General features: G+C 69.9%; 21 protein-coding genes. 14 read left to right on the top strand and 7 right to left on the bottom strand.

Annotated features, from left to right (window positions below; all coding sequences use genetic code 11):
• Nucleotides 1-72 precede the first annotated feature (72 nt).
• Complete coding sequence (locus AWU67_RS14795) at nt 73-1,458, top strand: glycine--tRNA ligase (protein WP_067230767.1); 1,386 nt, start codon at nt 73-75, stop codon at nt 1,456-1,458.
• A 296-nt stretch (nt 1,459-1,754) separates the two neighbouring features.
• On the top strand, nt 1,755-3,062 hold the full coding sequence (locus AWU67_RS14800; protein WP_082717035.1) for an MFS transporter: 1,308 nt from the start codon (nt 1,755-1,757) through the stop codon (nt 3,060-3,062).
• Nucleotides 3,063-3,218: 156 nt separating this feature from the next.
• Here the strand turns inward: AWU67_RS14800 and AWU67_RS14805 are convergent, their stop codons facing one another.
• Nucleotides 3,219-5,438 (bottom strand): alpha-galactosidase, encoded by a 2,220-nt coding sequence (locus AWU67_RS14805; RefSeq protein WP_067230770.1) that lies wholly within the window; start codon nt 5,436-5,438, stop codon nt 3,219-3,221.
• Nucleotides 5,439-5,495: 57 nt separating this feature from the next.
• On the opposite strand from AWU67_RS14805, the gene AWU67_RS14810 reads away from it, so the two are divergent.
• Complete coding sequence (locus tag AWU67_RS14810) at nt 5,496-6,524, top strand: LacI family DNA-binding transcriptional regulator (RefSeq protein WP_234407436.1); 1,029 nt, start codon at nt 5,496-5,498, stop codon at nt 6,522-6,524.
• A gap of 34 nt (nt 6,525-6,558) precedes the next feature.
• Here the strand turns inward: AWU67_RS14810 and AWU67_RS14815 are convergent, their stop codons facing one another.
• The 4 genes from AWU67_RS14815 to AWU67_RS14830 form a co-directional block, all read right to left on the bottom strand.
• The gene (locus AWU67_RS14815; RefSeq protein WP_067230777.1) at nt 6,559-8,346 is read right to left on the bottom strand and encodes a glycoside hydrolase family 35 protein; all 1,788 of its coding nucleotides are present in this window, start codon (nt 8,344-8,346) and stop codon (nt 6,559-6,561) included.
• 102 nt (nt 8,347-8,448) lie between these two features.
• Complete coding sequence (locus tag AWU67_RS14820) at nt 8,449-9,744, bottom strand: ABC transporter substrate-binding protein (protein WP_082717036.1); 1,296 nt, start codon at nt 9,742-9,744, stop codon at nt 8,449-8,451.
• A gap of 64 nt (nt 9,745-9,808) precedes the next feature.
• Nucleotides 9,809-10,759: a carbohydrate ABC transporter permease gene (locus tag AWU67_RS14825; RefSeq protein ID WP_067230783.1), complete on the bottom strand. Its 951-nt coding sequence runs from the start codon at nt 10,757-10,759 to the stop codon at nt 9,809-9,811.
• Nucleotides 10,756-11,739, bottom strand: a complete 984-nt coding sequence (locus AWU67_RS14830) for a carbohydrate ABC transporter permease (RefSeq protein WP_082717037.1) — start codon at nt 11,737-11,739, stop codon at nt 10,756-10,758. The genes AWU67_RS14825 and AWU67_RS14830 overlap by 4 nt, the downstream gene beginning before the upstream one ends.
• Nucleotides 11,740-11,929: 190 nt before the next feature.
• Between AWU67_RS14830 and AWU67_RS14835 the strand changes: the two genes are divergently transcribed.
• Both AWU67_RS14835 and AWU67_RS14840 read left to right on the top strand, forming a co-directional pair.
• Nucleotides 11,930-14,023, top strand: coding sequence for a DUF5054 domain-containing protein (locus tag AWU67_RS14835; RefSeq protein ID WP_151200850.1), 2,094 nt, complete (start codon nt 11,930-11,932; stop codon nt 14,021-14,023).
• The gene (locus tag AWU67_RS14840; protein WP_067230788.1) at nt 14,020-15,198 is read left to right on the top strand and encodes a metallophosphoesterase family protein; all 1,179 of its coding nucleotides are present in this window, start codon (nt 14,020-14,022) and stop codon (nt 15,196-15,198) included. The genes AWU67_RS14835 and AWU67_RS14840 overlap by 4 nt, the downstream gene beginning before the upstream one ends.
• Nucleotides 15,199-15,707: 509 nt before the next feature.
• Here AWU67_RS14840 and AWU67_RS14845 read toward each other — a convergent pair.
• Entirely contained in the window at nt 15,708-16,364 is a 657-nt protein-coding gene (locus AWU67_RS14845) for a GNAT family N-acetyltransferase (RefSeq protein ID WP_082717038.1), read from the bottom strand.
• Nucleotides 16,361-17,737, bottom strand: a complete 1,377-nt coding sequence (locus AWU67_RS14850; RefSeq protein WP_082717039.1) for a glutamyl-tRNA reductase — start codon at nt 17,735-17,737, stop codon at nt 16,361-16,363. The genes AWU67_RS14845 and AWU67_RS14850 overlap by 4 nt, the downstream gene beginning before the upstream one ends.
• Before the next feature lie 106 nt (nt 17,738-17,843).
• Between AWU67_RS14850 and hemE the strand changes: the two genes are divergently transcribed.
• From hemE to AWU67_RS14895, 9 genes are all read left to right on the top strand, one after another.
• Nucleotides 17,844-19,025, top strand: a complete 1,182-nt coding sequence (gene hemE / locus AWU67_RS14855; protein ID WP_067230790.1) for a uroporphyrinogen decarboxylase — start codon at nt 17,844-17,846, stop codon at nt 19,023-19,025.
• Nucleotides 19,022-20,518 carry a protoporphyrinogen/coproporphyrinogen oxidase gene (locus AWU67_RS14860; RefSeq protein WP_082717041.1) on the top strand — a complete coding sequence of 499 codons (1,497 nt, stop codon included), beginning with the start codon at nt 19,022-19,024 and terminating at the stop codon, nt 20,516-20,518. The genes hemE and AWU67_RS14860 overlap by 4 nt, the downstream gene beginning before the upstream one ends.
• A 166-nt stretch (nt 20,519-20,684) precedes the next feature.
• On the top strand, nt 20,685-21,074 hold the full coding sequence (locus AWU67_RS17575) for a YtxH domain-containing protein (protein WP_199922304.1): 390 nt from the start codon (nt 20,685-20,687) through the stop codon (nt 21,072-21,074).
• Nucleotides 21,075-21,106: 32 nt separating this feature from the next.
• Complete coding sequence (locus tag AWU67_RS14870; RefSeq protein ID WP_067230796.1) at nt 21,107-21,532, top strand: phage holin family protein; 426 nt, start codon at nt 21,107-21,109, stop codon at nt 21,530-21,532.
• Complete coding sequence (locus tag AWU67_RS17045; protein WP_082717042.1) at nt 21,516-21,890, top strand: DUF3618 domain-containing protein; 375 nt, start codon at nt 21,516-21,518, stop codon at nt 21,888-21,890. Before AWU67_RS14870 ends, AWU67_RS17045 begins: the two co-directional genes overlap by 17 nt.
• Before the next feature lie 78 nt (nt 21,891-21,968).
• Nucleotides 21,969-22,697, top strand: coding sequence for a hydrogen peroxide-dependent heme synthase (gene hemQ, locus AWU67_RS14880; protein ID WP_067230799.1), 729 nt, complete (start codon nt 21,969-21,971; stop codon nt 22,695-22,697).
• Nucleotides 22,670-23,767, top strand: coding sequence for a ferrochelatase (locus tag AWU67_RS14885; protein ID WP_067230801.1), 1,098 nt, complete (start codon nt 22,670-22,672; stop codon nt 23,765-23,767). Before hemQ ends, AWU67_RS14885 begins: the two co-directional genes overlap by 28 nt.
• On the top strand, nt 23,764-24,750 hold the full coding sequence (gene hemC / locus AWU67_RS14890; protein ID WP_067230804.1) for a hydroxymethylbilane synthase: 987 nt from the start codon (nt 23,764-23,766) through the stop codon (nt 24,748-24,750). The genes AWU67_RS14885 and hemC overlap by 4 nt, the downstream gene beginning before the upstream one ends.
• Complete coding sequence (locus AWU67_RS14895) at nt 24,747-25,544, top strand: uroporphyrinogen-III synthase (RefSeq protein WP_067230806.1); 798 nt, start codon at nt 24,747-24,749, stop codon at nt 25,542-25,544. Before hemC ends, AWU67_RS14895 begins: the two co-directional genes overlap by 4 nt.

Consider the following 25,544-nt stretch of genomic DNA (forward strand, 5'->3'; position numbering starts at 1 on the left):
CGCCTCCGCCGTAAACTGGTGAGACTGTTCGCTCGGGCCTTTGAGCCCTGATCACGCCCCATTGGAGCCACCATGGCCGCACCCAGCCGTCTCGACGCCGTCATCGCCCTCGCCCGCCACCGCGGGTTCGTGTTCCAGGCCGGTGAGATCTACGGAGGTTCGCGCTCGGCCTGGGACTACGGACCGCTCGGCACCGAGCTCAAGGAGAACATCAAGCGCCAGTGGTGGCGCTTCATGGTGCAGAGCCGCGACGACGTCGTCGGCCTGGACTCCAGCGTGATCCTGCCCAAGCAGGTGTGGGAGGCATCCGGCCACGTCGAGGTCTTCAGCGACCCGCTGGTCGAATGCCAGAGCTGCCACAAGCGCTTCCGTGCCGACCACCTGGAAGAGGAGTACGAGGAGAAGAAGGGCCGCGCGCCCGAGAACGGCCTCGATGACATTGCCTGCCCGAACTGCGGCAACCGCCACACCTGGACAGAGCCGCGCGCCTTCTCCGGCCTGCTGAAGACGTTCCTCGGCCCGGTCGACGACGAGTCCGGCATGCACTACCTGCGCCCGGAGACGGCCCAGGGCATCTTCGTGAACTTCGCCAACGTGCTGCAGGCTTCGCGCCTCAAGCCGCCGTTCGGAATCGGCCAGATCGGCAAGAGCTTCCGCAATGAGATCACACCCGGAAACTTCATCTTCCGCACCCGTGAGTTCGAGCAGATGGAGATGGAATTCTTTGTCGAGCCCGGCACGGATGAGGAGTGGCAGGAGTACTGGATGGAGCAGCGGATGAGCTGGTACACCGGTCTCGGCATCAACCCCGAGAACCTGCGCTTCTTCGAGCACCCGCAGGAGAAGCTCAGCCACTACTCGAAGCGCACCGTCGACATCGAGTACCGCTTCGGCTTCACCGGCAGCGAATTCGGCGAGCTTGAGGGCATCGCCAACCGCACCGACTTCGACCTGAAGACGCACTCCGAGGCTTCAGGCAAGGACCTCTCGTTCTTCGACCAGACCAAGAACGAGCGCTGGACGCCGTACGTGATCGAGCCCGCGGCCGGCCTCACCCGCTCGCTGATGGCGTTCCTGGTCGACGCGTACCACGAGGAGGAAGTACCGAACGCGAAGGGTGGCGTCGACACCCGCACCGTGCTCAAGCTCGACCCGCGCCTGGCGCCGATCAAGGCCGCCATCCTGCCGCTGTCGCGCAACGAGCGCCTCTCGCCGATGGCGCGCGAGCTCGCCGCCGAGCTGCGCCAGAGCTGGAACATCGACTTCGACGACGCGGGCGCCATCGGTCGCCGCTACCGCCGCCAGGACGAGATCGGCACCCCGTTCTGCATCACGGTCGACTTCGACTCGCTCGACGACAAGGCGGTCACCGTGCGCGACCGCGACACCATGCAGCAGGAGCGCGTGCCGCTCGACGGCCTGTACGTGTACCTCGCCGAGCGGCTGAAGGGCGCCTAACGGCGAATTGATCCAGTGGATCAATTCGCCGTCAGGCGAAAGGCGGCAGCCCAAACCAAGGAAGCCTCAAGGACGCGACGCGACCGCGTAACCACCTCGAACGGTTTCGCGTAGCCTGGCTTCGGTCGCTGGCGCTCCCTCGAGCCAACGTGAGAGGGCTGGCGCTCCCTCGCCCAACGGGCGGGGGAGCGCGCGGCGTCGGCCAACGGGGAGAGAGATTCCCGTTGGCTCGAGGGAGCCTGCGACCGAAGCCAACCGCCTGAAACGCGGGATCGCGACGACACGAAGGGGTGCGGATGACGGAGGCAGCTGAGGCCGACACGGCCGGCGACACCGCGCCCGGCGGGCGCCCGGCCGCCGAGCCCAAGACCCGCTTCGCGGCGTTCCGGCATCCGCACGCCCGCCGTTTCATCGTCAGCGGCACGGTCGCGATGATGGGCGACAACATCGAGCACGTCATCAGCTACTGGGTGATGTGGCAGCTGTTCCACTCGCCGCTGCTGGCCGGCTTCGCCGTTGTCAGCCACTGGCTGCCGCACCTGTTCCTCTCGGTCTGGTTCGGTGGCCTGGCCGACAAGTACGACTGCCGCCGCATCATCCAGATCGCGCAGGCGGCGTTCATCACAGCCTCACTCGGCTGGGGTGTGCTCTTCGTTGCCGGAATCCTCGAGCCCTGGCACTGCTGCGTGCTGCTCGTGATCCACGGCCTGGCCAGCGCCATCTGGCATCCGGCCGACCAGATGATGCTCTACGACATCGTCGGCCCGCGCGAGCTGCCGAGCGCGGTGCGGCTGAACTCCACCGGGCGCAACCTCGGCATGCTGCTCGGCCCGCTGGTCGGCGCGACCCTGCTGCTCACGGTGGGGCCGAACATCGGCATGTTCTTGAACGTGCTGTGCTTCCTGCCGATGCTGATCGTGCTGATCCGGATGCCGTTCACCGGCCACACCCGGGTGGCGGCGGCGCCGAAGGTGCGGCTGCGCCTCGGTGAGGCGTTCGCCGAGATCGCCAGGGTGCGGCACAACGTGCCGATCATGACCATGATCGTGCTCTCCGGCTCGACCTCCCTGCTGATCGGCGTCGCGCTGGCCCCGCTCATGCCCGAGTTCGCCGAGCACCTCGGCGGCAGCAACGCCGGAGCCGCCTACAGCCTGCTGATGGCGGCCACCGCGGCCGGGGCCGTGCTCGGCGGGGTGCTGCTGGAATCCTCGCGCGGGTTCCGACCGACGGTGCGGGTGGCCATTGTCGCCACACTCGGCTACGGGCTCTCGATCATCGTGTTCGCGCTCTCACACAACTACGTGCTCTCGCTGGCGGCGCTGCTCGTCGGGGGAGTGCTGAACCTGGTGTCGTCGTCGACGGCGCAGACGATCGTGCAGCTGGAGGCGCCCGAGGCCGAGCGCGGCCGGGTGATCGGGCTCTACGGCATGGCCAGTATGGGCCTGCGCGCCGGCAGCGGTGTCACGATCGGTGTGCTCGGCGCCTGGATCGGCATCCAGTGGGCCGTCGGGGCCGCAGGCATCGCGCTCGGCCTCGTGGCGCTGGCCATGCTCACCGTGCTCTGGCTGAAGCGGCAGCCCGCGGCTCCCGCCCTCGCGAGCTGAGCTCCCCGCCGCACCCCGCACCCCGTAGCCAGTCGGCGGATGCGGGCGCCGAAATGCCCCGAAAACTGCTGCTTTCGGGGCATTCCCGGGCCCGCATCCGCGAACTGGCTACGGCCGGGCCGGGCGCATCCGCGAACTGGCTACGGCCGCGCCGGGTCAGCCGACGCGCGTCACCCGGAACAGCACGCCCTGCTCCGGCCGCATCAGCGGCGCGGCGAGGCCGACGCGGCCGAGCGCTGCACCGCTCAACTCAAGTGGGGCGTCCTCCCACCACGGGGCGGGGAACAGGTGGTGCAGCGTGGTGCCGATCGGCAGCGGCTCCACGCTGTAGAGCGCCTCGGGGTCGAGGCCGGTGAAGCGGATCCGGCCCGGGTTCGACACTGCAGAGGCCGCCACCGAGGCCAGCGAGTACACGGCGGCCGAGCGGTCGTGCGCGACGACGCCGTGCACGGCGATGGCCGCGTCCGGGTGATCCAGGCGCACCACGTCGCCGTGGTGGAGCAGCCCGCGCAGCTCCTTGTGCAGTCCGATCCACTCGGCCAGCTCGGCCTTCTCCTCGGCGCCGGCCTGACGCAGGTCCCACTCGACGCCGAGGTGGCCGAACAGCGCGGTGAGCGCCCGGAACGGCAGCGAGTGGATGCGCCCCGTCGTGTGCGACGGGCCAGAGGCGGCGATGTGGGCGCCCATCATCTCCGGCGGCACCAGTTGCCCGGTCCAGCGGTTGATCTGCTGGCGCTCCAGCGGGTCGTTGTTGTCAGAGACCCAGACGCGGTCGGTGTTCGCCAGCGCGCCCAGGTCGATGCGGCCGCCGCCGGATGAGCAGGACTCGATCTCGAGCCCGGGGTAGCGCGCCTTCAGCTCGGCGACGAGCCGGTAGAAGGCCAGTGTCTGCGCGTGCACGCCGGGCCGGCCGTCGGCGCGCGTGGCGGCATCCACCAGGTCGCGGTTGTGATCCCACTTGATGTAGGCGATGTCGTACTCGTCGAGGACGGCGCACATCGCATCGCGGACGTGGGCGTAGCACTCGGGAATGCCGAGGTTCAGGGCCTGCTGGTGTCGCGCCTCGATCGGCAGGGCGTCGCCGGTGGCCATGATCCACTCGGGGTGGGCGCGGGCCAACTCCGAGTCCACGTTGACCATCTCCGGCTCGAACCAGAGCCCGAACTGCATGCCGAGGCCGCGCACATGGTCGATCAACGGGTGCAGCCCGTTCGGCCAGGCCTCGGGTGAGACGAACCAGTCGCCGAGACCGGCCTCGTCGTTGCGCCGGCCGCCGAACCAGCCGTCGTCGAGCACGAAGCGCTCGATGCCCACCTCGGCCGCCACGTCGGCGAGCTCGAGCAGGGTGTCGAGGTCATGGTCGAAGTACACGGCTTCCCAGGTGTTCAGGGTGACGGGGCGCTCGGATGCCGGGTGCTGCGGCCGGGCGCGGAGCTCCCGATGCATGCGGCGGGCCGCCTCGTCCAGGCCGTCGCCGTAGATGCCGTAGACCCAGGGGCTCTGGTAGTTCTCGCCCCAGGCCAGGCGCACCTCGCCGGGCAGCAGCAGTTCGCCGCCGCCGAGCAGCTGCACACCACTCAACACGCGCTCCACCTGGTGCACATGGTTGCCGGACCATGCCGCGTGGATGCCCCAGACCTCGCCGCCGGCGAACCCGAAACCGGGGGTGCCCGCATGCAGGATCATCGCGGAGTCCAGTCCGGTGCGGCCGTGGCGGCCCTCGCGGCGGTGACTGCCGACGGTCATCTCGTGCCGCTGCGGCGCGCGCTCCTTACCCCAGCGGCCGGCGAAGTCGAGCACCTCGGTGGCGCTGGCCGGCGTGGGCAGGCAGAGCAGCAGTTCGTCGAGCTGGTAGACCTCAGCGCCGCGGTTCTCGATCACCGCTCTGGCGCGCACCACGCCAGCGGCGGTGAGCTCGATGGTGAGTTCCAGCGCGAGTTCGGCGGCGGGGTCTTCGGCCGTGACGACGAGCACGCCCGCGCCATGGGTGACGACGCGGTCGGCGGGCGCGGTGTCGGGCGCGCTGTCTGGCACGCTGTCTGGCACGACAGTGAGCGCCACCCCGTCCAGGGCCAGCCCGGCGGTGCGCCAGCGCGGCGACCAGGCCCTGCCGGCGCGGGATCCGCTCACGCCCGGCCGGCCGAACCAGCCGGCGCCGTGCTCCGGCAGCAGCGACACCCGCACCGGGGCGTCGGGCTCGCTGGGCGCGACCGGAAGGATGCCGGCATCCCGCAGCGCGACAAAGCCGCCAGCGGTGAGGGCGCCGCAATCGGCGCCCCAATGCACGACGGCGGGGAGCTGCCCGTCGCTGAGGTCGAGCACGATCGCGGTGCCCGCGGCACGGAGGGCGACACCGAGTGAGGGTGGGGTGGCCATGTGGAGGTCCTCTCAGGTATTGTTTGCGTTATCATGACGCTTGAAACAGAGACTTCGATGGAGCTTCCCGCCCCCGTGCGAGAGCGTGCTTCGATCAATGATGTCGCTCGCCGGGCCGGTGTCTCGGCGCAGACGGTGTCGCGCGTGGCGAATCGCATGACCAACGTGCGGCCGGCCACCCGGGAGCGAGTGCTCGAGGCGATGCAAGCGCTCAACTACCGCCCGAACAGCGCCGCACGCAACCTCAAGGCCGGCCGCTTCCGCAGCATCGGCTTCGTGACCTTCAACCTCGCCACCTTCGGCAACGAGCGCACGCTCAGCGCCGTCGCCGAGGCCTCCGAGGCCGCCGGGTACACCACGACGCTGTTGCCGGTCGCCGACCCGACCCAACTCGACGTCGTCGGCGCATTCGGCCGGCTCGAGGAGCAGGCCGTCGACGGCATCATCCTGGTCATGTCGGCAGAGGTGGGCGCACTGGACGAGCTCACCATGACCGCCGGGCTGCCGCTCGTCATCATCGACTCCAACGCGCACCTGCCGTACACGATCGTGGACACCGATCAGGAGCAGGGCGCACGCACCGCACTGCAGCACCTGTTCGACCTGGGCCACCGCGACATTGTTCACGTCGCCGGGCCGGCCTCGTCGTACTCCGCACAGCGCCGCGCCGAGGCCTACCGGGCCACCATGGCCGAGGCAGGGCTGCCAGAGCTGCCGATCCTGACCGGCGACTGGTCGGCCGAATCGGGGCTGACCCTGGGCAGGAAGCTGCTCGAATCCGACGCCGTGCCGACGGCGATCTTCGCCTCGAACGACCACATGGCGCTCGGCATCATGCACGCGATCCACGATGCGGGCCTGCGGGTTCCGCAAGACATCAGCGTGATCGGTTTCGACGATGTTGAGGGCGCCGCCTCGTTCTGGCCGGCGCTCAGCACCGTGCACCAGAACCTCGACGAGGTTGGCCGCCGCGCCACCAGCCTGCTGCTGGCGCTCATCGACGGCGAGCCCGACGAGCAGCAGAAGATCCTCGTGCAGACCCGCCTCGTCGTTCGTGACAGCACGGGCCCGGTTCCCGCGCGGTGAACGCCGCGGCGCTGAGCCTCGGTGCCGCACGACGCTAGACCTCGTCAGACCCGAGATCGGGGCGGGCGACGAAGCGCGCGGTGGCACTCAGTGCTCCGGCCGTCTCGAAGATGACGATCTCATTCCTGCCCGCGCGCAGCACGGGCGCGGGCACGTAGAGGGTGCGCTGCGGGCCGCGGCTCCAGTAGCGACCCAGGTTGAATCCATTCACCCAGGCGACGCCCTTGCCCCAGCCGGCGGTGTCCAGGTGCAGGTCGCCGAGCGAGGCGGATTCCGGCCCGGTTGACCCGAGCTCGAAGCTGCCGCGTGCGAACGCCGGGCCACTGAGCGGCCCGGGGGCGCAGTCGTCCGCCGCCTCCAGGGCGGCCTCGACCACGGGGCTCAGCCGGCCGTCCTCCTCCAGCGCCACCGGTCCGGCCACCCAGTCTGTGAGCGGCTCGCCGTCGAGCGTGGCCGGTCCGATCAGGCCCTTCGGCTCGCCGATGCGCTGCCCGTAGTTCACTCCGCCCATGTACTCCACCAGGAGGGTGAGCTCGCCCGTCGCCTCGGGGGGCAGCGCGAAGACACGATCGTGGTGGTCGCGGTTCAGGACGCCGATGGGGGCGCGGTTCAGAAACAGCTGCGCGCGGTCGCGTACCTCGGTGAAGGCGAGCAGGCCGCCGTGCTCGAGCTGCGTCGAGTAGAGAGAGAAGCCGCGAGCCGAGCCGAGGGCCGTGGCATCCGGCAGCGCGTCGAACGCCGACGGCGCCACGAGGTTCGCGTGACGCAGCGGCACGCAGCGGTCGAGTTGCACCTCGAAGGCCGCGCTATCGGTGCGCTCGGCCGGGGCTTCCTCCGGCACCTCCCCGTACTTGGCGAGCACCTCGCGGAACCGCCAGAACTTCTCGGTGGGCGTGCCGTCCTCGGCCAGGGGGGCGTCGTAGTCGTAGGAAGTGATCGTGGGCCGGTACGTGCCCTTGTCGTCGGCGCCAGAGGTGAAACCGAAGTTGGTGCCCCCGTGGAACATGTAAATGTTGACGGATGCCCCGGCGGCGAGCAGCGCGTCGAGCTCGCGGGCCGCATCGGCGGCGGACGTCGTGCGGTGCGGAGCGCCCCAGGCGTCGAACCAGCCGCACCAGAATTCCGAGCACATCAGCGGCCCCGTTGGCTGGTGCCTGCGCAGGGTGGCGAGGCGTTCGCCCGCCCGCGAACCGAACGAGCCGGTCTTGTGCAGTTCGTCGAGGCCGCCGTCGGCGAGCATCTGGTCGCTCGGCTGGTCGACGGTCGTCAGCGGCACGTCGATGCCGCAGGCGCGGGTCAGCGCGGTCAGGCCGCGCAGGTAGTCCTTGTCTGCGGCGTAGGCGCCGTACTCATTCTCGATCTGCACCAGGATGACGGGGCCGCCGTGCTGAATCTGGCGCGGGCCCACGATCGCGTACACCGCGCGCAGGTACTCGGTGACGGCCGCCATGTAGGCCGGGTCGTTGGTGCGGATCACCATCGACGGGTCGGCCGTGAGCCAGCCGGGCAGGCCGCCGTCGGTCCACTCGGCGCAGATGTATGGCCCGGGGCGCACGATCGCGTGCATGCCCTCGGCGTGCACGAGGTCGAGGAAGCGGGCGAGGTCGAGCTGCGGCGTGGTGCGGAACTCGCCGCGGGTGGGGGAGTGCTCGTTCCACGGAACGTAGGTCTCGATCGTGTTCAGGCCCATCAGCTTGGCCTTGTGGATGCGGTCGGCCCAGTGCTCGGGGTGCACACGGAAGTAGTGCAGCGCGCCGGAGAGAACTCGGAACGGCGCGCCATCGAGAAGGAAATCGGTGGCGCCGATGGCGAAGGAGGGCATGGCGATCCTGATCTGCGGAGAGGAGGAAGGTGGGTGAATGAGCACGGGGGCCTGCTGAGCAGCAGACCCCCGCGCGTGGTGCAGTGGTGCGTGTGGTGCGAACTACTTGTTGACGGTGAAGCCCTGCGAGTTGCCATACTCTACGAGGTCGGACTGCCACGCCACGAGGCCGGCGTTGATGTCGCCCTTCTCGCCAAGAACCTTGCCGACCGTGTCGCCGAAGATGTTGTTGGCGTAACCCTGGAACGGCAGGTACTGCCAGCCCTCAACGACGTTCTCCGAAGCGGTCTTGCCCTCGACGTTGGCCTTCTGGCCGTCGTAGGTGGCGAACTCGACGTCGAGCCAGGCCGGGTCCTCCATGATGGCCGTGGTGCCCGGGAAGCCCTTGGTGTTCTGGATGTCGCGGCCGGTGCCGGTCGCCATGAACTCCAAGACAGCCGCTGCTGCCTCCTTGTGCTTGCTCTGCTCGGTCACGGCCAGGCCGCTTCCGCCGTTCTGAGCCGATGCGGGCTTGCCGTCCCACGAGGGGATCTGGGCGACGCGCCAGTTGCCGTGGCTGTAGTCGTCCATGCCGGAGATCATCCACGAGCCCATCAGCAGCGAGCCGAGCTTGCCCTGCTCCAGAGCCTTGCTCCACTCGTCCGACCAGGTCGAGACCGGGGAGAGCTGGTTGGCGGTGAGCAGCGTGCCCCAGTAGTCGGCGAACTTCTTGGTGCCGGCATCCTGCAGGTCGATCGTGACGTTCTCGCCGTCAACGCTGAACGGCGTTCCGCCCGATGCCCAGAACATGCTGGTCATGAAGCCGGCGTCGCCGCTGTTGGCGATGTAGGCCTCCGGGTCGTATGCATTGATGGCCGCGGATGCGGCCGCGTACTCGTCCCACGTCGTCGGGGCTGCAGTGATGCCGGCGGCGGTGAAGAGCTCCTGGTTGTAGATCATGACCATGGGGCCGGAGTCCATCGGGATGCCGGTCTGCTTGCCCTGGAAGTTCATCGCGTTCCAGGTGGACTCGGTGAAGTCGCCTGCGAAGTCGTTGATGCCGTACTCGCTCATGTCGGCGAGTGCGCCGCCCATGGTGAGCTGCGGGATGGTCTGGTACTCGGCCGGAACGAGGTCGGGGGCGCCGGTGCCCGCCTTGACCGCGTTCTGCAGCTTGGTGACGACGGCGTCGGGGTTGTCCATCTTGACGACGTCGATCTTGATCTTCGGGTTCTCCTTGGTGAAGGCGTCGGCCATCTCCTGGGTGTCGTCGCCCCAGGTCCACCAGGTGAGGGTCGTCTCTTCGTCGGCGGGGGCAGCGCCGCTGTCTGCGGCGCAGCCAGCCATCGTGCCGAGGAGAAGGGCGCTCGCACCGAGTACGGCGCCCATTCTCATCCATTTGCTGTGGGAGTTCTTCATTGTGTTTCCTTTCGTGGTGTGGAGGGTGGTGCGTGTTGGGGTGAAAAACTGGGTGGCCGCCGGGCTACTTCACCGAGCCGGCCGACAGGCCGGACTGCCAGTAACGCTGCAGGTAGAGGAAGGCGCCGGCGATCGGGATGACGGTGAGCAGTGAGGCGGTGATGACGAGCTCGGGGATCGCCTCGGCGCCGATGGAGCTGGATGCCGATGCCCACTGGCTGAGGCCGACCGTGAGCGGGTACCACTGCTGGTCGCTCAACATGATCAACGGCAGGAAGTAGTTGTTCCAGGTTGCGACAACCGTGAACATCAGCACCGTGATCAGCGCCGGCGCGAGCTGACGCAGCGAGATGGAGAAGAAGATGCGCAGCTCGCTCGCGCCGTCGAGGCGGGCGGCCTCAAGCAGCTCGTCGGGGATCGCCTCGGCCGCATAAACCCAGACCAGGTAGAGGCCGAAGGCGCTCACCATCGATGGAATGATCACGGACCAGGGGGTGTTGGTCAGCTGCAGCTTGCTGAACAGCAGGAACTGCGGCACAGCGAGCGCGGTCATGGGAACGGCGATGGCACCCAGGATGACGGCGAGAACCAGCCTGCGCCCGGGGAAGCGGTACTTTGCGAGCCCGTACCCGGCCAGAGTGGCCAGCAAGGTCGCCCCTCCGGCCCCGACCACGACGTACATGATCGTGTTGCCGAACCAGCGCACGAAGATGCCGTCGTTGTAGGTCAGGACCTTGCCGATGTTGTCGAACAGCGCGAAGTCGCCTGCGAACCAGAGTGAGAAGGAGTTGTAGAGCTTGTCCCGCGTCTTGCTCGCGTTGGCGATCAGCCAGAACAGCGGCACGACGCAGTACAACAGCATCGCCGTCATCAGCACGGTCAGCGTGACGGATGCCCGCTGGTGCCGGGATCCGCCGGGTTTGCGCTTCGGGGTGCGCGCGGCCGGGGCAACCTGGCCGCTCGCCAGTCGGCTGGGCGCCGTGCCCGAGCGGGTCACCGATTCTGCGGCGCTCATGCCTGCTCCTCCACTGTGCTCATGGACTTCTTCTTCTTGAACGCAAAGCCCTCCGGATTCTGGGCGATGAAGGCGAAGACCATCGTGATGATGCCGGAGAGGATGGCGATCGCCGCGGCGTAGTTGAACATGGAGCCGGAGAACGAGAGGTTGAAGGCGTAGATGTTCGGGGTGAAGTAGCTGGTGATGAGGTTCGGGGCGATCGCGCGGAGCATCTGGGGCTCGTTGAACAGCTGGAAGCTGCCGATGATCGAGAACAGCGTCGCGATGATGAGCGGCCCGCGGATACCGGGGAGCTTGATGCTGAAGATGGTGCGGAACGGGCCGGCGCCATCGATCTCGGCCGCCTCATAGAGCTCCTGCGGGATCGCCTTGAGCCCGGAGTAGAAGATCAGCATGTTGTAGCCGACGAACTCCCAGGTGACGATGTTGCCGATGGCCACCATCAGGAAGCTGTTCGACAGCGGCTCCGGCAGCTTGAATCCGAGCAGGTCGTTGAGGTCGGCGATCAGGCCGAACTGCGAGCCGTACATGTAGCCCCAGATCATGACCGCCACGACGCCGGGAACGGCGTACGGCAGGAAGATCGAGAGGCGGAACAGGGAGACCCAGCGCAGCCGCATGCTGTCGAGGGCGAGCGCCACGAAGAGCGAGAGCCCCAGCATGATCGGCACCTGGACGAACAGGAAGATGGTGACCCGCAGCAAGCCGTCCCAGAACTTCGGGTCGGTCAGCGCCTGGGCGTAGTTCTCCAGGCCGACGAAGGAGTTGCCGCCGACCAGCGTCTCGCGGAACAGGCTGAGGTAGATCGCGTAGACGAGCGGGGCGATCAGCACCAGCACGAACACGGCCATGAAGGGGCCGACGAAGATCCAGCCGGACCAGTCGCGCCGGCGGTGCGTCGTGCGTGGCTTCAGCGTCGAGCCGCGCTTCGGCTGGCCGGTTACGACCAACTCGGTGTTGAGCGCGCTCGTCGTCATGCGGGGGTCACGCTTCCGCTCGATGCGTGTGACGGCTTCGTCATTCGCCTCACTCCTTCGTGAATGTTTGCGTTGACATGACTGTACGGGGTACCTTCATGTTTACGCAAACAGAATTTTCAGATCCGCTTGAGCAAAGGAGCCGCGGGTGGTCAACACCGTTCACGTTATCTTCAAAACCCATCTTGACTTGGGTTTCACCGACACGGCGCAGAACGTCACCGACCGATACGTGCACGAGTTCCTGCCGCGCGCCATCGATTTGGCCACGGAGCTGGATCGCCGCGGGGGAGCCGCCCGCTTCATCTGGACGACGGGCTCCTGGCTGATCCACGAGGCCCTGCGGCTCGGCAGTGCAGAGGAGCGCGCCGCGCTGGAGGCCGCCATCCTGGCCGGTCAGGTGCGCTGGCACGGCCTGCCCATGACGACGCACACCGAGTCGATGGATGCCGGCCTGCTCGAGCACGGCATCTCCATCGGGCGCGCGCTCGACGCCCGCTTCGGCGTGCACACGATCGCCGCCAAGATGACGGACGTTCCCGGGCACACCATCGGCGTGGTGCCGTTCCTGCAGCGCGCCGGCCTGGACTACCTGCACCTCGGCGTCAACGGGGCATCCGCCGTGCCCGAGGTGCCGGAGTTCTTCGTCTGGCGGGCGCCGGACGGCAGCGAGGTCGTCGTCAACTACGCGCAGAGCTACGGCTCCGACACCGAGTTCGGCGTGGCCCTGGTGCCCGGCGGCGAAGATGCCCTGCACCTCGCGCACACTGGTGACAACTTCGGGCCGCCATCCGCCGAGGACGTCGAGGAGCTCTTCGCCGGGCTCGCCGCCGCGTATCCAGGCGCGCAGATCATCGCCTCGACGCTGGACGCCTTCGCGGCGGCCGTCCTCGCGGTGCGAGCGAGCCTGCCGGTGCTCGAGCAGGAGATCGGCGACTCCTGGATCCACGGCGTCGGCAGCGACCCGGTGCTCACCGCACGGGTGCGCGAGCTGATGCGCCTGCGCAGCCAGTGGGTCGCGTCCGGCGAGCTCCTTCCGGGCACGCCGGAGTGCGACGCCTTCAGCGATGGCCTGCTGCTCGTGCCCGAGCACACCTGGGGGCAGGACCTGAAGACCTATCTGCCCGACTACGTCAACTACGAGAAGGCCGACTTCACGCGGGCCCGCGCCGCCGACCGGATCGACACGGGCCTGAACCCGGCCGAGTTCGACCTCTACGCCTGGGCGTACACCGAGCACCCGCGCCCCGAGGGACTCAGCTACTCGGCCTTCGAGCGCTCGTGGGCCGAGCAGCGGGCCCACATCGACCGCGCGCTCGCTGCCCTCACACCCCAGCGCCGCGCCCAGGCGGCGGCGGCGTTGGAGCGTTGCCGCCCCGACGGCGATGACTGGCCGGGCGCCGCGTGGAGCGAGGTCGAGATCGACCCGGCCGCCGCGCACCGCCTCTGCGGCTACACGGTGCGCTTCGGAGGCGACGGGGCGTTGATCTCACTCGTCGACGCGCAGGGAACCGAGTGGGCGGGGCCGGAGCACCCGCTCGCCGCCTACCGCTACCAGACCTTCGACGAGCGCGACGAGCGGCTCTGGATGGACGAGTACTGCCGCAACATCGCCGAGAACGGCTTCTGGTCGATCCCCGACCAGTCCAAGCCCGGCCTCGCCATCGCCGAGACGCTGCCGGCCACCGTGTTCACGCCCCGCTGCGTAGGGGCGGCGCGGCTGGACGAGGAGGCGGCCAGCACGGTGACGCTGCGCCTTCAGCTGCCGACCGCGGCAAGCGAGCTCTGGGGTGGCGCGCGCGACATCCGCCTGTCCTACCGCTTCCCGCACCGGCCCGGCCCGATCCAGATCACCCTCGACCTCGCGGGCAAGGACGCTTCCCGGTTGCCGGAGGCCAGCTGGCTGAGCTTCCGGCCGCGCACCGACCCCGGCCACTGGCGCTTGGACAAGCTGGGCACCGCGGTGGACCCGCAGAACGTCGTGCGGAACGGCAACCGCAGCCTGCACGCGGTCACCGCCGTGAACCACCGCGCCATGCGCAACGATGGCACGAGCCCGGCTCCGGGAGGCTTCAGCCTGCGCCCGCTCGATGCGGCCCTGGTGGCCGTCGGCGAGCCGAGGCTGCTGCGCTACGACAACGCCGTGCCCAACCCGGAGGACGGATTCCACGTCAACCTGCACAACAATGTCTGGGGGACGAACTTCACGATGTGGTTCGACGACGACACTCGCTTCCGCTTTGTGCTGGAACTCGATGCCATTCTTGATGAGGAGACGCGATGAAGAAGCCACTCGTGACCAGCCCGGCCGTGATCATGGCGCCCCGCGCCGACGGCTTCGAGGTGGTCTGGGGTGTCAGCCGGCTGAGCCGCGGCCGACTGGAGTGGTCGGTCGGCGACGAGGCCGGGGTGGCGTACTCCGATGCCTTCGGCATGGTGCCGCAGAGCGACCGGGTGCTGCGGGTGCGACTGAACGGGATGCCGGCCGGCGCCGAGGTGCGCGTGCGTGCCGTGACCGAGGCCGTGACCGGCAGGGGCGTGAAGGGAGGGCCCGCGCGCCACGAGAGCGAGTGGAAGACCGTGCGCACGCTCGACCCCGCCGCGAGTTCCGCGCACTTCGCCGTGTGGAACGACACGCATCGCCACAAGAAGACCCTGCGGGCGCTGCACGCCGCGACGCCGGATGTCGACATGCTGGTCTGGAACGGTGACCTCTGCAACGACTGGAAGCACCCGTCGACGTTCGTCGACACCGTGTTGGACCCGGCCGGCTGCGATGTCAGCCGCGGCCGCCCGCTCACCATCTCGCTCGGCAACCACGACGCGCGCGGCACCTGGGCGTACCAGCTGCAGGAATACGTGGCGACGCCGGAGGGCCGCCCGTACACGGCGTTCCGCTCGGGACCGGTCGCCGGCATCGTGCTGCACACCGGTGAGGACAAGCCCGACGGGCATCCGACGTTCAAGGGCCGGGTGGCGTTCGAGGCGTTGCGCGCCGAGCAGGCGGAGTGGCTGCGCGAGGCCACCCTGTGGCCGGAGATCCGCGACGCCCCGTACCGGGTGGTGTTCTGCCACATTCCGCTGCGCTGGGTGGAGGAATACGAGGTCGACTACGACAACGGCGGCTACGACAGCTTCAGCAAGATGAGCCGCGACGCCTGGCACGACGCCCTCACCGCGTGGGGCGCCCAGCTGGTGGTCTCCGGCCACATGCACGAGACGGCATCGATCCCGCCGAGCGAGGAGTTCGGCTACGGCCAGCTGGTCAGCGGGGGGCCGGACGCCAGCGCCCGCTCGAAGGAGGCCGCGACCTGGATCGAGGGCGTGGCAAACGAGGCCGAGCTGGTGCTGACCATGCGCGACTTGGCGGGCGCCGTCATCCACGAGGTGCGGCTGGAACCGCTCGCGGTCGACGCGAGCCCCACCTCGCTCGCGGCGCTGGAGCTCGCCGTCGACTAGCGCACACCCGTTGGTCGAGTAGCGAGGAACGAGCGTATCGAGACCTCGTGCGGGGCTCGGTTTCTCGCTTGAAGCCGGGTCTCGATACGGCGCTGGCGGGCCTACTCGACCAGCGGGTTTCGGCGCTGGCTGAGCCTGTCGACCGAAACTCCGGCGGAGCGCACACCCGTTGGTCGAGTAGCGAGGAACGAGCGTATCGAGACCCCGTGCGGGGCTCAGTTTCTCACTGGAAGCCGGGTCTCGATACGGCCCTGGCGGGCCTACTCGACCAGCGGGTTTCGCCGCTGGCTGAGCCTGTCGACCGAAACTCCGGCAGAGCGCACACCCGCCCCGCCGGCTCGAGGGAGCGTGCGACCGAAGCCGGCCCGATTCCGTTGGTCGAGTAGCGAGGAACGAGCGTATCGAGACCTCGCGCGGGGCTCGGTTTCTCGCGGGAAGCCGGGTCTCGATACGGCCCTGGCGGGCCTACTCGACCAGCGGGGAGGAGCGTGCGACCGCGGCCGCGCAGGCTAGGGGGTGTGCGGGGCCGGGGTGTCTTCCAGGGCGCGCCAGTCGTGCGCCGTCATGCCGTAGAGGCCGCTGTCGCTCCACTCACCGTTTCCGTCGGCGTCCTTCTCGTAGTACGCCTCGCGCAGCGTTCCCTCGTGGGCCAGGCCGAGCCGGGCGCAGAGGCGGGCCGATGCCGTGTTGCGCGGGTCGAGCTGGGCGATGAGCCGGTGCGCGCCGATGCCGTCGAAGGCCAGGCGCTGCATGGCGGCGGCCGCCTCTGTGGCGTAGCCGCGGCCCTGAACGTCGGGGTGGAACACCCAGCCGATCTCGAGCTCGGCCGTCTCGACGCTGCTGACCCGCAGCATGACGTCGCCGATCACCCGGCCGTCCAGCTCGCAGGCCAGAAAAATCGCACTGTTGTCAGTGTCGAGGGTGTGCAGCCCCGCGCGCTTGCGAGTGTGTGCCGCGGCCTCATCGAAGTCGCGCTTCGGCCACGGGATGTAGAGCAGCACCTCGTCGAGCTGCTGGTACTGCCAGACGTCGTCGATGTCGCTTTCGGCCAGCGGGCGCAGCGTCAAGCGCTCGGTCTGAATCGGTGCGACGGCCAGCGCTGCACTGTCGAAGGGGAACCCGGCGAAGTAGCCGGGAGGTGGGGTGACCTTCTCGTCCGCCGTCATGCCCTGCGCTCCTCCGGGGTAGCAAGGTCGGTGCCGGGGACGCCGCCCCGGCCGGTGACCGGGCAGCCGCCGATGCGGGCGACGCCTGCGGCATCCTGGCTCTGCACCTTGAGGCCGAACACGGCCTCAAGCCCGTCGAGCCAAGCCTGCTGCTCGCCGGCGCGGGCCAGCTCGCGGGAGCGCGTCATCGGCGTGTGCAGCAGCACCCCGGCGAGGTGGCGCAGCGACTGCTCGATGCGGCCGTCCTCGTCGCCCTTGGCGCGGGCGCGCTCGATCTCGGCGTCGAGCAGCCCGAAGATGTGGCCGCGCAGCGCGACGACGGCCGGTGCCAGCGACTGCTCTTCGGTGGCAGCGCTGAACGAGCGGGCGGCCTGGCCGACCATGGCGCGCGCCTCGTGGGTGGCATTGAGCTCTTCCAACGGCGCGTGCAGGCTGATCGTCTCGAGGTCGAGCAGCTCGACACCCTCGACCTCGACGACGTCGGGGTCGATGTTGCGCGGAAGGCCGAGGTCGATCAGCAGCTGGCGGTGCGCGGCATCCGCCCCGACCTGGTCGCGGCCGGCTGCGAGCAACGCGGCGTCGATCACGTGGGTCTCTGCGGTGGTGCAGGTGACGATGATGTCGACGGATGCCGCAACGGCGGCGTACTCGGCCGCGTGCACGGGATCGATGCTGTGGTTGGCGGCGAACCGGGCGGCCCGGCCAGAGGGGGAGTAGACGCGCACGTTCTCGGCGCCGCGGTCGCGGAGGGCCGCGAGGGACGCCCCGGCGTAGCGCCCGGTGCCCACCAGCAGCACGCTGGTTGTCGCCCAGTCGCTCACGCGGCTCTCGGCCAGTTCGAGGGCGAGGCGCACCAGAGATCGGCCGGCCGAGCCGATGCCCGTACGGTTCTTGACGCCTCGGGAGGTCTGCGATGCGCGCTGGAACAGCCGCTCCAGCTCGGGGCTGGTGGTGCCGGCGGTGCGGGCCTGCTCGAGCGAGCGGCGCACCTGGCCGGCGATCTCGCCCTCGCCGACGACGACGGACTCGAGGCCGGACGACACGGCGAAGAGGTGCTCGGCGACGCCGTTGCCGTGCACGAGGTCGAGGCTCTCGCGCAGCGTCTGGGCGTCGACACCCGAGTTGGCGCTGACGGCGTCGATCGCCGCGAAGATGGTGGGCAGCGGCGAGACGCCGAAGGGGGCGTTCAGGTCGAGGTAGGCCTCGAAACGGTTGCAGGTGGCGACGACGACGGCGCCGGCCAGCGCAGGGGCGCCGGTCAGTTCGCGGTGTTCCTCGACGATGCGCTCGCCGAGGGCGGCGGAGTCAACAGAGAGCTGTTCGAGCAGGTCGAAGTGGGAGTTCTTGTGACTCGCAGAGAGGCAGATGAGCACGGAGGGAATTCTACGCCTCGTCAAGCTGGGGATTCGTGCAATGCGCCGGGGCCCTGCATGGGAACCCGCGGGGCGGACGTGGAGCCGGGTGGGAGACAATAGGCCCGTGAACCATGACGCTCGCCAGACTCTGCCGCCCCAGCACCCCCTCGCATCCGGCCTGACCGGCCAGTCCCGCCTTGTTCGCGCCTACCGGGGGGATCGCCCCGAGGTGACGCCGGTGTGGTTCATGCGCCAGGCCGGGCGTTCGTTGCCCGAGTACCGCGAGCTGCGCGTTGGCACCAAGATGCTCGATGCCTGCCTCGACCCGGCGCTGGCCAGCGAGATCACGCTGCAGCCCGTGCGCCGGCACGGCGTCGACGCAGGAATCTTCTTCAGCGACATCGTCGTACCGCTCAAGCTGGTGGGTGTCGAGGTCGAGATCGTGGCCGGCCGCGGCCCCGTGATGGGCAAGGCCGTGCGCACCGCCGCCGACGTCGCCGAGCTCACCGCGCTCGACCCGGCCGTGCTGGATGCCGCCCTCGCCCCGATCTCGGATGCCGTCGCCCGCACCGTGGCGGCGCTCGCCGAGATCGCGCCCCGCCACCGGGTCGCCGGCGAGCCGGCATCCGTCACCCCGCTGATCGGCTTCGCCGGGGCACCGTTCACCCTCGCCGCCTATCTGGTCGAGGGCGGCCCGTCGAAGGACCACCTGGCCGCCAGGGCACTGATGCACTCCGCGCCGGAGGCGTGGGCGGATCTGATGCGCTGGAGCGCCGAGGTGACCGGCCGCTTCCTGCGCGCCCAGGTGCTGGCCGGCGCCAGCGCCGCCCAGCTGTTCGACTCCTGGGCCGGAGCGCTCTCGCTCGAGGACTACGAGACGCACGTCGCCCCCGCCTCGGCGCACGCGCTGAGCTTCGTGCGCGACCTCGGCTACTACGAGCCGGTCGGCGACGCGGCCGCCGACCCCGAGCGGGTGTGGCGCAGCGTACCGATCGTGCACTTCGGCGTGGGCACGAGCGAGCTGCTCGGCGCCATGCACGCGATCGGGGCCGACGTCGTCGGCGTCGACTACCGACTCGCGCTCGACGAGGGCATCCGCCGCCTCGGCGGCACCGTTCCCGTGCAGGGCAACGTCGACCCGGCGCTGCTCGGCGCACCGTGGCCGGTGCTGGAGGCGCATGTGCTCGACGTGCTGCGCCGCGGCGACGCCGCCCCCTCGCATGTGTTGAACCTCGGCCACGGGGTGCCGCCGGACACCGACCCCGAGGTGCTCAGCCGCATCGTCGAACTGGTGCACGGCCGATGAGCGCCCAGGGAATGAGCGGCGCCGCCCGACACGATGTCGTCGTGATCGGGGCTGGCATTGCCGGCCTCGTCGCCGCACGGGCCTGCGCCCGCCTCGGCCTCTCTGTGCTGATCCTCGAGGCCGCGGATGCCGCAGGCGGCTGCGTCGGCCGCACCGAGATCGCCGGGCTCAGCCTCGACACCGGCGCGGAGGGCTTCGCGACCCGCAACGATTCCGTGGCGACGCTCATCGAGGAGCTCGGCCTGGGCGCCGACATCGTCGACCCGAACCCGGCCGGGGCCTGGCTGCGCCTGCCCCCGCTGCGCGGCCACGGCGCGCTCAGCGTGCCGATGCCGAAACTCTCGATCCTGGGTATCCCCGGATCCCCGCTGGCCAGCGACGTCGTCGCCGCGATCGGCTGGAAGTCGGCCATCCGTGCCTACTCCGACCGGCTGCGCCCGGTGCTGACCATCGGCACGGAGAAGAACCTCGGCGAACTGGTGGAGAAGCGCATGGGCAGCGCCGTGCTGGAGCGGCTCGTCGCCCCGATCTCGACCGGCGTGTACTCCGCCGACCCGCACGCGCTCGAGGTCGACGCCGTCGCGCCTGGGCTGAACGCGGCGCTCACCCGCGCCGGCTCGCTCTCCGGCGCGGTGAGCCTGCTGAAGGCCGACGCGAAGCCGGGCGGCGGTGTCCGCGGCATCCGGGGCGGCATGCACCGGCTCGTCGACGCGCTCCTGGCCGAGCTGGCCCACTTCGGCGCCGAGGTGCGCCTGGGCGCCCGCGCCGTCGGGCTGGACGAGGCGGCCGACGGCTCCTGGGCGGTCAGCACAGAGCAGCGGCCCGCCGAAGGGTCGGCCACCGCTGAGCCCGGCGCCACCGAGCACGCCGTGCACGCGGCACGCGCCGTGATCGTTGCCACGTCGGCCTCCGCCGCGCTCGGCCTGCTCGCCGCCGCCCGCCCCGACTGGGACGAGCACCAGGGCGACTGGGCCGGCGGATCTCCCGTCGAGATCGTCACGCTCGTGCTGGACGCCCCCGCGCTGGATGTCGCGCCGCGCGGCACCGGGGTGCTCGTTGCCACCGGAACGCCGGGCACGGTCGCGAAGGCGCTCACCCACTCGACGGCGAAGTGGGCGTGGCTGGCAGAGGCCGCCGGCCGGGGCCGCCACGTCGTGCGACTTTCGTACGGCCGTATCGGCGAGGCCAGCCCGAGCGCAACGCTCGGCGATGACGAGCTCACCGCGCTCGCGCTGCGCGATGCGAGCGCCATCCTCGGAGTCGACCTCGACGCCGCCCAGCTGGTGGGCGCCGCGCGCACGCCGTGGCGCGACGCGCTTTCGCACGCCGCACTCGGCCAGCGCGATCGAGTGGCCGCGCTGCGCGCCCGCCTCGACGAGGAATCGACCCTGGCCGTCACCGGGTCGTGGCTCGGTGGCACTGGCCTGGCGTCGGTGATCCCGGATGCCACGGCCGCAGCCGCCGGCATCCGCCGCCATTTCGTGCACCTGTAACAGCGGCCGGGCGGCCGCAACGGGTCGAGGCAACGACACATAACAAAAATGGAATGTTTAGACAAGCCCTCGTCCGTAGAACCGAATCGGGGCTACTCTAAACAGAGCCTTCCCTGCGGTGGAATGTCACGAACCGCAGTGGATCGACAACACAGATCGGGGTCTCATGAAGGGCAAGCTTCTCTTCCTCAGCGGAGCGGCGGTCGGCTACGTGCTCGGCACGCGCGCCGGACGCAAGCGGTACGAGCAGATCAAGGAGGCCGCAGCGGGCGTCTGGAACACGCCGACCGTGCAGCGCGGCATCGACCAGGCCAAGGACTTCGCCCTCACTCGGGTCAGCATCGTCTCGGACGCGGTTTTCGACGGAGCCAAGAAGCTCGTCAACTCCGCGGCCCGGCAGAGCGCCGAATCCGCGCGCACGTCGGAGCAGAGCACTGCATCCGCGCGCACGTCCGGGCAGCGCGCGGAATCCCCGCGCCCGGCCGGGCTCGCGACCGAGTCGACCTACACGGTGGCCTCGCCCACAACGCCCAGCAGCCCCAACCGAAACGACTGATCTCGCGAGATCGCTAGAAAGGTGGGTGCGAGATGTCGGAACACGACACGGATCCCTTCACCGCAGCGCGCCGCCGTTCCCTCTTTGCCCTGATCGGCGACCTGCCCAGCCTGATCGTCGGCCTCGTGCGGGCCGAGCTTGAGCAGTTCAAGGCTGAGCTCAGCGCCAAGGGCCAGCGGATCGGCGTGGGAGTCGCGCTCATCGTTCTGGCGGTGTCGTTCGCGTTCTTCGGCCTCGCGGTGCTCGTAGCGGTCGCCGTGCTGGCCCTCGCACTCGTGCTGCCCGCCTGGCTGGCGGCGCTCATCGTGGCCGCCGCGCTGTTCGTGCTCGCGCTGCTGCTGGTCCTGATCGGCCGCGGTCGCATCCAGGCCGGCTTGGCCAAGAACGACCTCGACGTGAACCTGCGCCGCGACCTCGACGCTTTGAAGGGGGAAGGTTCCTATGACCGACGCGACTGAGGCCGCCAAGGCCGCCGCGCACGCCGCAAGCGTGAACGCCAAGAAAGCCGCGAAGGCAGTGAACGACCACACCGCCCCGGCCGCCGACAGCGTGAATGCGGCCGCGCCGCCCAAACGGAGCCGGGCAGAGCTGCAGCAGGACACCGCCCGCGCCCGCGCCGAGTTGGCCGCCGCACTCGACGCGATCGAGGACAAGCTCAACGTTCCGAAGCGGATCAGCGGCGCGGCCGAGCGCGGTACAGCCGCGGTGCGCACCCTCGCGGCGGAGAACCCCGTTGCTCTGGGCGCGATCGCCGTGGCTGCGGGCGCCGCTTTGGGGCTGGGTGTCTGGGCAATCGTGCGCGCGGTCTCCCGCTGAGCTCGCTGCACCGACGCTGATTCGCCCCTCTGCTCCGCCCGCTTTTGCCCGATAGCGCAAAGCGGAGGAGACTAGGGGATGACTGACCCGACAGCTCGCGAGGCGGTATCCGATCTCTCAGCGGAGGAGGCGTCGCCGCAGGGCTTCACCTTGTTCGCCGTACTGCGCCGAGACCCGGCCAATCCAGATGACTTCGACGGTCACGACGTTCCGCACTTCGTGAACGAGCTGGACGACATCATCGCCCTCGTCGAAGAGCAGAACGTGACCCTGCGCGGCATCTATGACGTCTCCGGCTTCCGCGCCGACGCCGACGTGATGCTCTGGCTGCACGGGCCGGATGCCGAGGGCCTGCAGTGGGCGCTGCGCGAGCTGCGCCGTGCCCGCATGCTGAAGAGCCTGCTGCCGACGTGGAACGCAATGGGCGTGCACCGCGACGCCGAGTTCAACAAGAGCCACGTGCCCGGCTTCCTGCGCGGTGTTGACCCCAAGGCCTGGATGACCGTCTACCCCTTCGTGCGCAGCTACGAGTGGTACCTGCTGCCCGAGGCGGAGCGCTCCCAGATGCTCGCCGACCACGGCCGCAAGGGCGCCGCGTTCCGTGGCGCCATTGCCAACACCGTCTCGGCGTTCGCGCTGGGCGACTACGAGTGGCTGCTGCCCATCGAGAGCGACGAGCTGACCGAGCTCGTCGACCTGATGCGCGAACTGCGCGCCACCGATGCACGCATGCACGTGCGCGAGGAGGTCCCGTTCTACACGGGCCGCCGCATTGAGACATCCGAACTTGTGGAGGTGCTGCAGTAGTGGCCCAGTACGACGCCATCCTGCTCTCGAGCTTCGGGGGCCCAGAAGGCCAGGACGAGGTCATCCCGTTCCTGCGCAACGTCACGGCCGGTCGGGGCATCCCCGACGAGCGGCTGGAAGAGGTTGCGACGCACTACCGCCACTTCGGCGGGGTCAGCCCGATCAACGCGCAGAACCGCGCGCTCAAGGCCGCCCTCGAGGCCGAACTCGCCGCCCGCGGCATCGCGCTGCCCGTGTACTGGGGCAACCGCAACACCGCGCCCTTCTTCGCCGACACCGTGCGCGAGGCGCACGCCGCCGGCGACGACCGTCTGCTCGGCCTGGTCACCAGCGCCTACACGTCGTACTCCGGCGTGCAGCAGTACCGTGAGGACTTCGAGCAGGCGCTGCAGACCACGGGCCTCGGCGCGCAGGTCGCGATCGACCGCATCCGCGAGTTCTTCGACCACCCCGGCTTCGTCACCCCGTTCGTCGAGGGCGTCGGCGCGGCGATGCGGCAGCTGAGCCAGGACGGCCTCGTGGATGACGCCGTGCACGTGTTGTATGTGACGCACTCCATTCCGAGCACGGCCGCAGAGGAATCTGGCCCAGAGTTCGGGCCGGGCGGTGCCTACGTGGCCCAGCATCTCGCGGTTGCCCGCCACATCCAGGAGCACGCCGCCCCCGGCACGGCCTGGTCGCTCGTCTACCAGTCGCGTTCCGGCGACCCCCGCACGCCCTGGCTCGAGCCCGACATCAACGACGCGATCGACGACCTCGCCGTCGCCGGCGCGGTCAAGGCCGTCGTGATCGTGCCCTTCGGCTTCATCAGCGACCACATGGAGGTGCTCTGGGACCTCGACAACGAGGCCGTTGCCACCGCAGAGGGCCACGGCATGGTCGCGCTGCGCGTGCCGACGCCCAGTGTGCACCCCGCCTTCGTTGCCGGCCTGATCGACCTCGTGCTCGAGCGGCTGAACGACGTTCCGGATGCCGAGCGTTCGCACCTGACCGAGCTCGGCCCGTGGCCGGACCACGCCAGGGTCGGCGCCGCCGACGCGGCCCCCGATTCGGTCGGGGGCGCGGAATGAGCCCCGTGATCCGCGTCGGAACCCGCGGCAGCGCGCTGGCGCTCGCCCAGACCCAGGCCATCGCCGCCCGCATCGGCAGCGCGGCGAAGGCCGAGATCGAGATCGTGGAGGTCACCACCCACGGTGACACCTCGCGCGAGTCGCTCTCCAGCATCGGCGGCACCGGCGTCTTCGCGTCCGCGTTGCGCGAATCGCTGTTGGCCGGAGAGTGCGACCTCATCGTGCACTCGCTGAAGGACCTCCCGACAGCCGGCTTCCCCGGGCTGCGCCTGGCCGCCACGCCCAAGCGGGCCGACGCCCGCGACACGCTCTGCTCCCGCGACGGGCACACCCTCGACACGCTGCCGGAAGGCGCCCGTGTCGGCACGGGATCGCCGCGCCGCATCGCGCAGTTGCGCGCACGCCGTCCCGACCTCGACATTGTCGACATCCGGGGCAACATCGACTCCCGCCTGGCCCGGGTCAGCGACGACCTCGCCGCTGACGACCCGCAGCGTCTGGACGCCGTCCTGCTGGCCGCGGCCGGCCTCGGCCGGTTGGGCAAGCTCGACCACGTGAGCGAGTACCTGGACATCTCCTCCTGGCCGACGGCTCCGGGGCAGGGGTCGCTGGCGATCGAGGTCCGTGAGGACGGCGTCGGCGAACCGCTGGACCGGGCCCTGCGTGCGGCGCTGGAATCCGTGAACCACGGCACAACGGCGGCGACCACCCTGGCAGAGCGCCTCGTGCTGGCCGGCCTCGAGGCCGGGTGCTCCGCGCCCGTCGCCGCGACGGCCGCCGTCGACAGCGAGCTGCTCTTCCTGACCGCGACGGTCTACAGCCTCGACGGCGAGCGGTCGCTGACCAGCTCGCACGCTGCAACGCCGGAGGCCGGCGGGGCCGCCTACCTGGCCGACGCCGCCCGCGATGTGGCGGCGCGTGTCGTCGCAGAGCTCCTGGGCAACGGGGCCGCGGATCTTGCTGTGTTGAAGGGAACGTCATGAGGTCGACCTCCACCACCGACAAGACCGACAAGCCCCTGACGGGGTGGCGCGTGCTCGTTCCCCGCGGTGGCCCCTGGGGTGACCGGGTGGCCGCGAGCCTGCGCGCCCGCGGTGCGTCGCCCAAGGTGGCGCCGATGATCAACTTCGCGCCGACGGATGACGCGGCCGCCCTCGAGGGCGCGCTCGCGCGCCTCGCCGCCGGCGAGTTCGACTGGCTCACTGTGACCAGTGCAACCACCGTCGACGTGCTGTTCTCGCATCAGGCCGTTGTGCCGCCGACGACCAAGGTCGCCGCCGTCGGCGAGACCACCGCTGCAGCGCTCGTCGCGGCCGGCTACCAGGTCGCGCTCGTGCCCTCAGAGGACAACTCCGCGCGCGGCCTGCTCGAGGAGTGGACCGCCGCCACCGAGGGAGCGATCCCGCTGCGCATCCTCGCGCTGCGCTCCGCCATCGCCAAGCCGCTGCTCAGCGTCGGCCTGGCCAGGATCGGCCACCACGTCGAGGCCGTCGTCGCCTACCGCACCATCGGCGTGCCGGTCGAGGAATCCATCGTCACCGACGTCGCAGAGGGCCGCGTGCAGGCCGTGCTGGTGACATCCGGCAGCGTGGCCGAGCAGGTGCAGAGCCAGCTGGGACCGATCCCGGAGAGCACCCTTGTCGTGTGCATCGGCCCGCAGACAGCCAAGGACGCCAGCGCGATCGGCCTGCGGGTCGATGCCGTCGCCGACGAGCGCACCGCCGAGTCGCTCATCGACGTGCTGGTGCAGGCGGCAGAGGCCAGGCGAACGGCCTAG

Origin of the sequence: Microterricola viridarii (assembly GCF_001542775.1) — a bacterium.
Classification (GTDB): Bacteria; Actinomycetota; Actinomycetes; order Actinomycetales; family Microbacteriaceae; genus Microterricola; species Microterricola viridarii_A.